The organism is Mesorhizobium sp. M1A.F.Ca.ET.072.01.1.1 (genome assembly GCF_004023325.1).
In the GTDB taxonomy this organism is placed as follows: domain Bacteria; phylum Pseudomonadota; class Alphaproteobacteria; order Rhizobiales; family Rhizobiaceae; genus Mesorhizobium.
Genome location: NZ_RZSF01000568.1, coordinates 1 through 2385 on the forward strand (window position 1 = coordinate 1; position 2385 = coordinate 2385).

The following is a 2385-nucleotide window of genomic DNA, read 5'->3' on the forward strand; positions in this document are numbered from 1 at the left end:
GCTGATTACTATTCACTATTCACCGTCCCTCAAAAGCAAATCACCCCCGCCTCTGAAGGCGGGGGTGACATGCGAAGGCGCGGGAAAAGGGGGTAGCTTCTCTCGGCCCTCACAAGCCTAGCAGACGGGCCAGATCCTTCTCGGTCGCCCGGCGCTCGACGATGGTGCGGCCTTGCGCGTCGCTCATCTCGAAGCGTCCGTTCTCGATCTCTTCCTTCATGCCGTTGCGGTGGATGATGGTGATCCTGTTGCCGTCGATCTCGACTATGTCGCCCGTCGCCGCATTGACATGGCTGGCGGCCTTGCCGCCGGGGTTGGTGTTGCCTTTGCCGCTGTTGTTGCCAGGACCGGCATTGGCATTGCCGCCACCGGAATTGCTGTTGCCGGAATTGCCGCCAGCGTTTCCGCCGCCGCTATTGCCCCCACCGCCGTTACCGCCATTGCCGTTGCCGCCGCCATTGCCGTTGTCAGCATAAGCGGTGGCCACCAGAAGCTTGGCGAGGCTATTGGACGTGAAATGACCAGGCGCGGCAAAAAGCGCCAGCGCGGCCGCGGCGCGCAGCGTAAGGCGGACAAACCTTTTTGAGGCGGGTTCGCGCATGCCGTCCTTGGTTCATGCCGGTTCCGCCTCGGCCATGCCGAAGTTCCGCTATCAGCCCGCCAAGGCGGAACCGGTGTCTTGACCAGACAAGATTCACGCTTTGGTAAGGTTACGGAAGCGGCCCACGACCCATGCCATGTCCGGTCGGACCTTTTTGCAGTCACTTGGGGACCATCGTCGCAACCAGCCGGGAACACAACTGGAGGCTGCGACTGCCGTCGCGTTAACCAAAATCGCTTGGAAAGCCGTTAGCAATTCATTATGACTGTCGCACGCGAGAACGGCGCGGACACTCAACGAACCGCGGCATGCTACGGCGCTTCGCCTCCTGGGCGGAAAAGCGCCGTATCCTTTGGTTTGCGCATGAATTGTTTCCCGGACTGCGGGGGCATGCGCCAAGAGCCCGCCTTATCCGGCAGCCGTCTCAAGGGCCTCAAAAAAGTACCCCCGCCAAAGGCGGGGGCAAGGTGAGCAGCGGGAGTTCTGTCGTAAGACGATCAGGACCGAAGAGACGAAGCAAAAGGTGGCAACCTGATTTTGCAGCGCTGGCTTTTGGCCCCTTAAGATCTAATCCAGATAGAACCTCGCTCTCACAAACTCTTTAGGCGATCGAGATCGGCCACTGTGGCCTTGCGCTCGACGATGGTGCGACCAAACTTATCCTCCATCCTGAAACGGCCGTTCTCGATGCTCTCCTTCATTCCGTTCCGGTGCGTGACCTGGATGCTATTGGCACTGACCTCGACCTTGTCGCCGGTCGCCGCATTCACATGATCATCGACATCGCCGGTTGCTGCAGTGTTCGTTGCGCCCTTGCTGTTGCCGCTGTTTCCGTTTCCGTTGTTGCCGCCCGAGTTGCTGTTTCCGCTGTTGCCGCCCGAGTTGCCGTTCCCGTTCCCGCTGTTGCCGCCGCCGTTGCCGTTACCGTTTCCGCCGCCGCTGTTCCCACCGCCATTGCCATTGCCATTGCCGCCTTTGCCGGCATAGGCCTTGGCCACGACAGGACCGTCGAAGGAGAGATGAAAAGGCGCGACAACAAGCGCCAGCGCAACGAGCGCCCGCAAGACATGCCTGCAGCCCATGCGCGATACGCGCATCCCAATCTCCCCTTGCCAGCCATCCGACCCTTCGGCCGAACTACCCCACCGGCAATGTCGCAACATCAGCATCCCTAATCAACCCGTCGTGGGGAAGTGGCCCACGACCCTTGTCTTGCTTTTTCAGACCTTTTTCGCAGCGATGTCGGACCTAAGTCCTATCTCAACCACCAGATGTGATCGGACGCGGCTGCGCACGGCTTTTTTCAGGCGTGAATGAGCGCGTTTCGCTGAAACGAATTCGAGCGACGCGCTTCGAGTTTTTGTTCTGATGCTCTCCCAAAACCGGCGCGCCCTCAGGCGATATGCATTGATCCTCAACAGGGTGACGGACCCGGCGCTCTCGCCGTTACGGCCGCGCCGAACGCGGCGGCAATCACGGCGCCAATACCGGCGCATTGCAAAACGCTCAAGCTTTCATGCAGGAAGAGAAACCCGGTCAGCGCGGCGCCTGCGGGTTCCAGGCAGACGATCATGCCATAGACTTTCGCCGGCATTCTAGCGAGCACCATCATCTCCAGCCAGAAGGGCAGCGCGCTGGAGAACAGCCCGACGACGACCGCGGCCGCCATGACATGCGGGTCGGTGAGATAAGGTTCCGCTGCGGTGAAGCCAAAAGGCAGCGCGACCAGCGCGGCGATCGCCATGCCATAGGCCGAGGTGCGGGCGCCAAGCTCGGCCTATGGC

General features: G+C 60.9%; 2 protein-coding genes and 1 pseudogene. All 3 read right to left on the minus strand.

What is annotated here, in order from left to right; all coding sequences use genetic code 11:
- Nucleotides 1–109: 109 nt before the first annotated feature.
- Complete coding sequence (locus EOA32_RS36340) at nt 110–601, minus strand: hypothetical protein (RefSeq protein WP_128374236.1); 492 nt, start codon at nt 599–601, stop codon at nt 110–112.
- Between the two features lie 590 nt (nt 602–1191).
- On the minus strand, nt 1192–1698 hold the full coding sequence (locus EOA32_RS36345; RefSeq protein ID WP_128374237.1) for a hypothetical protein: 507 nt from the start codon (nt 1696–1698) through the stop codon (nt 1192–1194).
- 317 nt (nt 1699–2015) lie between these two features.
- A pseudogene (locus EOA32_RS36350) lies at nt 2016–2348 on the minus strand (EamA family transporter); the annotation flags it as partial.
- Nucleotides 2349–2385: the final 37 nt, after the last annotated feature.